The following is a 7,518-nucleotide window of genomic DNA, read 5'->3' as shown; positions in this document are numbered from 1 at the left end:
GGGGCGCGGTGCCCCGACCCGTCCCGCGCGCCGGCGGGCCCCGCGGCGCACGCGAGCCGCTGCCCCGCTCGGGCGCCTTCGTGCCGCGGCGCGCCCCGGGCAGCCGCCGGGTGGGCCGGCCGCTGCGGATGGGCGCCAAGCGGCTCCGGTGGGGGCTGGTGCTCGTCGTCGTCCCGCTGCTGCTCGTCACCGGCAAGCTGGTGCTGCTGCAGGGCGTGGACGGCGCCGACTACGCCAACGCCGCCGAGCAGGACCGGCTCGCCGAGTACCCGATCTCCGCCCTCCGCGGGGCGATCGTCGACCGCGACGGCCACCCGTTCGCCTACACCGTCGACGCCTCCCGGGTCGTCGCCGACCCCACCGTCGTCGAGGACCCCGAGCGCACCGCGCTCGCGCTCACCGCCCTGCTCGACGTGCCGGTGCCCGAGCTCACCGAGCTGCTCGGCCGCGACGGCCGCTACGTCGTCCTCGCCCGCCAGGTCTCGCCGGAGACCGTCGACGCCATCGACGCCCTGGGTCTCGCCGGCATCGTGTTCGAGGACGACCCGGTGCGGCTCTACCCGACCGGGGCCGTGGGCGGGCAGGTCGTCGGCTTCGTCGGCCGCGACGGCGACGGGCTGGCCGGGATCGAGCAGCGGTTCCAGGACGAGCTCGGCGGCACCGACGGCATGCGGCGGGTGGAGGTCGGCAGCGGCGGCCACCCGATCCCCTCGGGCATCGACGAGTCCACGCCGGCCACCGACGGCAGCACCGTCGAGTTGACCCTCGACCAGGACGTCCAGTTCACGACCGAGCAGCGGCTGGCGGAGGCCTGCTCCGACGGCGCCACCACCCGGGCCTCGGCCGTGGTGCTCGACGCGCACACCGGCCAGGTGGTCGCGATGGGCTCCTGCCCCGGCTACGACCCCTCCCAGGCCGGAAGCACCGACCCCGAGCTGCTGGGCAACCCGGCGGTGACCAGCATCTTCGAGCCCGGCTCGGTGATGAAGGCGGTGACCCTGGCCGCCGCCGTCGAGGAGGGGAAGGCCACCCCGGACCGGGTGCTGAACGTCAACGGCCACATCCAGGCCGGCGACGCCGTCGTCACCGACGCCCACGACCACGCCCCGGTCGACTGGACGGTCACCGGCATCCTCGCCAAGTCCAGCAACGTGGGCACGATCATGCTGGCCCGCGAGGTCGGCGACGCCACGCTCGAGCGCTACCTGCGCGCCTTCGGGGTGGGGGAGGAGACCGGCGTGGAGCTGCCCGGCGAGAGCGGCGGCCTCCTCGCCGCCTCCGACGAGTGGGAGGCCAGCCGGGCCGCGAACATCGCCATCGGCCAGGGCGTGTCGGTGACGACGCTGCAGATGGCCTCGGTCTTCCAGACGATCGCCAACGGCGGCGTCCGCGTCCCCCCGCGGGTGGTCGCCTCGGTGACCGCCCCCGACGGGACGACGTCGACGCCGGACGCGCCCGAGCCCACCCGCGTGGTCAGCGAGGACACCGCCGACGACCTCGCCCACATGCTCGAGGCCGTCGTCGGCCCGGGCGGCACCGCGCCGCTGGGCGAGGTGGAGGGCTACCGGGTGGCCGGCAAGACCGGGACGGCGCAGCGGGCCAACCCCGAGTGCGGCTGCTACGCGGGCGGCGGCTACGTGACGACGTTCGTCGGGTTCGCCCCCGCCGACGACCCGCAGTACGTCGTCGCCGTCGACCTCGAGCGGCCCAGCAGCTCCGCCGAGGGCGGGCAGGTCGCGGCACCCGTCTTCGCCGACGTCATGCGCTACGTGCTCACCGAGCGCGGCGTGGTGCCGTCGGGGACGCCGCGGCCGGACTTCGCGCTCACCGGCGAGGACCTCGCCGAGGCCGCGACCGGCGGTCCCGCGGGGGACTAGTCGCGCACCGCCGAGGCCGTGCGGGTGCGCGGGACGGGCGGGTGCCGACGGTAGATTGGCCAGACGTGAGCCCGACCGGAACCGGGTCGGTGCCCCGGCCTGCGGGGACCCGCCCGCTCGCCCTCAGCGCGCTGCGCGACCTCGTCGGCGACCCCGTGCAGGGCGACCCCGCCACGCCGGTGCGCGGCGTGACCCTGGCCACCCCCGAGGTGCGGCCGGGCGACCTCTACGCGGCCCTGCCCGGCGCCCGCACGCACGGCGCGCGCTTCGCGGCCGACGCCGCCGGCCGCGGCGCGGTCGCCGTCCTCACCGACCCCGCCGGCCGCGACCAGGCGGTGGCCACGGGCCTGCCGGTGTGCGTCGTCGACGCGCCGCGCGCGCTGCTCGGCGACGTCGCCGCGCGCGTCTACGGCGAGCCGGCCCGCCGGCTGCCGGTCGTCGGCATCACCGGCACCAACGGCAAGACGACGACGGCGTACCTGGTCGAGGCCGGCCTGGCCGCCGCCGGGCACGGCACCGGGCTGATCGGCACCGTGCAGACCCGCACCCGCGCCCGCGGCGCCGAGACCGCCTTCCCCAGCGTCCGCACCACGCCCGAGGCGCCCGTGCTGCACGCGCTGCTCGCCACCATGGCCGAGTCCGGCGTCGACACCGTGGTCATGGAGGTCTCCAGCCACGCGCTGGTGCAGGGCCGGGTCGGTGGCGTCCCGTTCGCCGCGGCCGGGTTCACCAACCTCAGCCAGGACCACCTCGACTTCCACCGCGACCTCGAGGACTACTTCCGGGCCAAGGCGCTGCTGTTCGACGGCCGCGCCGCCCGCGAGGTCGTCGTGGTCGACGACGGGCACGGCCGCCGCCTGGCCGGGATGCTCGGCGGGCGCGCGGTCACCGTGTCCGCCGAGGGGAACCCGGCCGACTGGACCGCCGCCGACGTCGCGCCGGCCCCCGACGGCGGCTCGGTGTTCACCCTCACCGGCCCCGGCGGCACGTGGCCCGCCCGCGTGCGGCTGCCCGGCCGGTTCAACGTCACCAACGCCGCGCTCGCCGTCGCGCTGCTCGACGCCGTCGGCGTGCCGGTGGCCACGGCGCTGGAGGGGATCGCCACCGCCGTCGTGCCCGGGCGGATGGAGCCGGTCGACGCCGGCCAGCCCTTCACCGCGGTGGTCGACTACGCGCACACCCCCGACGCCGTCGCCTCGGCGCTCGCCGCGCTGCGCGGCGCCACGACCGGCAGGCTGGTGACCGTGCTCGGCTGTGGCGGCGACCGCGACCCCGGCAAGCGCCCCGCGATGGGCGCCGCCGCGGCGCTCGGCAGCGACCACCTCGTCGTCACCGACGACAACCCGCGCTCGGAGGACCCGGCCGCCATCCGCGCCGCCGTCCTCGCGGGCGTGCCGGCGGAGCGGCGCGGCAGCGTGGAGGAGATCGGCGACCGCCGGGCGGCCATCGCCCGCGCGGTGGAGCTGGCCCGGCCCGGGGACACCGTCCTGGTCGCCGGCAAGGGACACGAGACGGGGCAGGAGGTCGCCGGCACCGTGACGCCGTTCGACGACCGCGCGGTGCTGCGCGAGGTCCTCACCGCGGCGGCCGCCGGGGCGGCCCGCCGGTGATCGCCCTGACCCTCGCCGAGGTCGCGGAGGCCGTCGGCGCCGCGCTGACGCCCGCCGCCGACCCGGCGGCGACCGTCACCGGCGTCACCCTCGACTCCCGCACCGTCGCCGCCGGCGACCTGTTCGTCGCGGTCGCCGGCGAGCGGGTCGACGGGCACGAGTTCCTCGACGCCGCGGCCACGTCCGGCGCCGTCGCCGCGCTCACCACCCGCCCCGGCGGTCCGCTGCCGGCGCTCGTCGTCGACGACACGGTGGACGCCCTGGGCCGGCTGGCCGCCGCGGTGCACGCCCGGCTGGCCGCGGGCGGGTTGCTGACGATCGGCATCACCGGCTCCTCGGGCAAGACCTCCACCAAGGACCTGCTCGGCCAGGTGCTCGCCGCCGCCGGCCCGACGGTCAGCCCGCCCGGCTCGTTCAACAACGACATCGGCCTGCCGCTGACCGTGCTGTCCGCCGACGAGGGCACCCGCCACCTGGTGCTGGAGATGGGCGCGCGCGGCGTCGGGCACATCGCCCGGCTGTGCGCGGTCGCCCGGCCCGACGTCGGCGTGGTGCTCAACGTCGGCTCCGCCCACCTCGGCGAGTTCGGCTCGGCCGACGTCATCGCGCAGGCCAAGGGCGAGCTGGTGGAGGCGCTGCCGGAGACCGGCACCGCCGTCCTCAACGCCGACGACCCGCGGGTGGCCGGCATGGCGCCGCGCACCCGCGCCCGGGTGGTCACCACCGGCCGGTCCGACGGCGCCGACGTCCGCGCCACCGGCGTCACCCTGGACGACGCCGCCCGCGCCCGCTTCACCCTCGTCGCCGGCGGGGAGGAGCACCCGGTCGCGCTGCAGGTGGTCGGCGAGCACCAGGTGGCCAACGCGCTGTCGGCGGCGGCCGCCGCGCTCACCGCCGGCATGACCCCCGCCGCCGTGGCGCAGGCGCTGTCGGCCGCCGAGCCGCGCAGCCGCTGGCGCATGGAGGTCACCCGCCGCGCCGACGGCGTGACCGTCGTCAACGACGCCTACAACGCCAACCCCGAGTCCATGCGCGCCGCGCTGGCCGCCCTCGCCGGGCTGCCCGCGACCCGGCGGGTCGCCGTCCTCGGCGGGATGGCCGAGCTCGGCCCCGACGCCGACGCCGAGCACGAGCGGCTGGGCCGCGACGCGGTCGGCGCCGGGGTCGACCTGCTCGTCGCCGTCGGACCCGATGCGGTAGGGATGGTGTCGGGTGCCACGGCCGCCGGTGCCCGCCACGGGGAGGGCCACGGGCCGCAGGTCGCGTCCGTGCCCGACCGAGCGGCCGCTCTCGACCTGCTCTCGGAGGTGCTGGTGCCCGGTGACGTCGTGCTGGTGAAGGCCAGCCGGGCCCACGGGCTGGAGGTCCTGGCCGACGGCCTGCTGACCGCCGGGGCAGGCGCGTGAAGTCCGTCCTCATCGCCGCGGCCTTCGGGCTGTTCATCTCGATCCTGTGCACCCCGCTGGCGGTGCGGGCCTTCCGCCGGCGCGGGTTCGGGCAGGAGATCCGCGACGACGGCCCCGAGAGCCACCTGTCGAAGAAGGGCACGCCCACCATGGGCGGCACCGTCATCGTCGGGGCGACGGTCGGCGGCTACCTGATCTCCCACCTGTTCCTCATCGGGCAGCCCAACCGCGGGGTGACCGCCAGCGGCCTGCTGGTGCTGTTCCTCATGGTGGGCCTGGGCACCGTCGGGTTCCTCGACGACTACCTGAAGATCCGCTTCCGGCGCAGCCTCGGGCTCAACAAGACCTCGAAGCTGGTCGGGCAGCTGGTGGTCGGCGTCGCGTTCGCGGTGCTCGCGATCAACTTCCCGGACGAGGCCGGGGTCACCCCGGCGTCGGAGTTCGTCTCCTTCGTCCGCGACATCGACCCGCTGTTCCTCGGCTCGGTCGGCTTCGTGGTCCTCGCCTACCTGTTCATCGCCGGGTTCTCCAACGCGGTGAACCTGACCGACGGCCTGGACGGGCTGGCGGCCGGCTGCTCGGCGATGGTCTGCGGCGCCTACACGATCATCTCGTTCTGGCAGTTCACCCACGACTGCTCCGGCGAGCTGGTCGACGGCTGCTACCAGGTGCGCGACCCGCTCGACGTCACGCTGGTCGCCGCCGCCGGGCTCGGCGCGTGCCTGGGCTTCCTGTGGTGGAACACCAGCCCGGCGCGGATCTTCATGGGCGACACCGGGTCGCTGGCCCTCGGCGGCCTGCTCGCGGGCCTGGCCGTGGTCACCCGCACCGAGCTGCTGCTCATCGTCCTCGGCGGCCTGTTCGTCGCGGTGACGCTGTCGGTGGTCATCCAGGTGGCCTTCTTCCGCGCCACCCGGCGCCGGGTGTTCCGGATGGCCCCGCTGCACCACCACTTCGAGCTCGCCGGGTGGGCGGAGAACACCGTCATCGTGCGGTTCTGGCTGGTGACCGGGATGGCCGTGGCCTTCGGGCTCGGCCTGTTCTACGCCGACTGGCTCTCCGTCACCGGGCTGTGAGAAAGGACCCCCTCGCCCCCCACGCCTCGCACGCCCGGCGCGGGCCCCTGCGAGGGGGCCGCTCCGGCACCTCACCGCGGGGCCCGGTCCGCGGCGACCGGACGCGACACGCGCCGTCGGTGCTCCTGCTGCGCGGGCGCAGCGGCGACGATGGCGGGATGGACGGCCGGAGCGAGTCCACCCGCCCCCGGCGCACGGCCCGCCGGGTGCCCGCGGCCGCGGCGCGCCGGCGCCTGCGCGGGCCGGCCTGGCTCGACGGGCCGATGACCAGCTGCCACCTGGTGATCGGCGCGGCCGGGCTGCTGCTGGCCATCGGGCTGGTCATGGTCTTCTCCGCCTCCGCGATCGAGGCCGCGCTGGCCGACCAGCCGGCCTGGCGCCCGGGCGTGGACCAGCTGCTGTTCGCCGCGCTCGGCCTGGTCGCCCTCGGCGTCGCGGTGCGGCTGCCGGCCGGGCTGGTGCGGCGCTGGTCGCCGGTCGCGCTCCTGGTCGTCGTCGTGCTGCTGGTGGCCGTGCTGGTCCCGGGCATCGGCGTGGAGTACAACGGCTCGCGGGCGTGGATCAGCCTCGGGTTCACCGACTTCCAGCCCTCCGAGCTGTCCAAGCTCGTCGTCTCCCTGTGGGGGGCGCACGTGCTGGCCGTGCACGGGCGGCACCTCACGGTGAAGACGCTGCTGCTCCCGCTGCTGCCGGTCTTCGGCCTGCTGTCCCTGCTCCTCATGCTCGAGCCGGACTTCGGCGCCGTGATCAGCCTGCTGCTCGTGGTCTCGGGCCTGCTCTACGCCGGGGGCATGCCCTGGCGGCTGTGGGCGGTGGGCGGCGCGACCGTGGTCACCGGCGTGGTGCTGATGGTCCTGGCCGAGCCGTACCGGATGGAGCGGATCACCGCGTTCCTCCACCCCTTCGACGACCCCACCGACACCGGCTTCCAGGCCATCCGCGGCTTCTACGCGCTGGCCAACGGCGGCCTGTGGGGGGTGGGCCTGGGCAACAGCGCCATGAAGTGGAACCTGCTGCCCGAGGCCGAGTCGGACTACATCTTCGCGATCATCGGCGAGGAGCTCGGCTTCCTCGGCTGCCTGGTCGTGATCACCCTCTACGCGGTGCTGGCCTACGCCGGCTTCCGCATCGCCCGCCGCGCCACCGACCGCTTCGTGTCGCTGGCCAGCGTGGCGATCACCGTCTGGCTGGTCGGCCAGGCGGCCCTGAACATGGGCTACGTGGTGGGCCTGCTCCCGGTCACCGGGGTCACGCTGCCGCTGGTCTCCGCCGGTGGCACCTCGCTGGTGCTCACCCTCTTCATCGTGGGACTCCTCATCCGCTTCGCCCGATCCGAGCCCGACGCCATCGAGCACCTGCGCCGCACCCCCCGCGGCCGCCTCGCCCGCTGGCTGCTGCCCGTCCCCGCCCACGCCGTCGACCCGGTCCGGCCGCCCCGGTCCCGGCCCGAGCGCGCGCCCCGCCCGGTGCCCCGCCGCCCGGTGGAGGCCCACCCCGTGCGCCGGCCCGCCGAGGACCGCCCGGCCGAGCGCCGGGTGCCGCCCCCGCC

Annotated in this window: 5 protein-coding genes; all 5 read left to right on the top strand. The window is 76.4% G+C overall.

Going from position 1 to position 7,518, the window contains the following annotated elements; genetic code table 11:
* A partial coding sequence (locus tag ACFO3M_RS22560) for a peptidoglycan D,D-transpeptidase FtsI family protein (RefSeq protein WP_387994442.1) occupies positions 1-1,877 on the top strand: 1,877 nt, incomplete at its 5' end.
* Positions 1,878-1,942: 65 nt separating this feature from the next.
* On the top strand, positions 1,943-3,487 hold the full coding sequence (locus tag ACFO3M_RS22555) for a UDP-N-acetylmuramoyl-L-alanyl-D-glutamate--2,6-diaminopimelate ligase (RefSeq protein ID WP_387994439.1): 1,545 nt from the start codon (positions 1,943-1,945) through the stop codon (positions 3,485-3,487).
* Entirely contained in the window at positions 3,484-4,893 is a 1,410-nt protein-coding gene (locus ACFO3M_RS22550; RefSeq protein ID WP_387994436.1) for a UDP-N-acetylmuramoyl-tripeptide--D-alanyl-D-alanine ligase, read from the top strand. The genes ACFO3M_RS22555 and ACFO3M_RS22550 overlap by 4 nt, the downstream gene beginning before the upstream one ends.
* A complete protein-coding gene (gene mraY / locus ACFO3M_RS22545; protein ID WP_387994433.1) occupies positions 4,890-5,969 on the top strand; it encodes a phospho-N-acetylmuramoyl-pentapeptide-transferase in 1,080 nt (359 codons plus the stop codon). Before ACFO3M_RS22550 ends, mraY begins: the two co-directional genes overlap by 4 nt.
* A gap of 158 nt (positions 5,970-6,127) precedes the next feature.
* Positions 6,128-7,518 (top strand): putative lipid II flippase FtsW (gene ftsW, locus ACFO3M_RS22540; protein WP_387994430.1); only part of this gene is annotated, 1,391 nt, incomplete at its 3' end.

Origin of the sequence: Geodermatophilus arenarius, assembly GCF_042654585.1 — a bacterium.
GTDB classification, from domain to species: Bacteria; Actinomycetota; Actinomycetes; order Mycobacteriales; family Geodermatophilaceae; genus Geodermatophilus; species Geodermatophilus arenarius.
The sequence above is the reverse complement of the archived record's forward strand: the minus strand, read 5'-3'. Positions and strand labels throughout refer to the sequence as shown.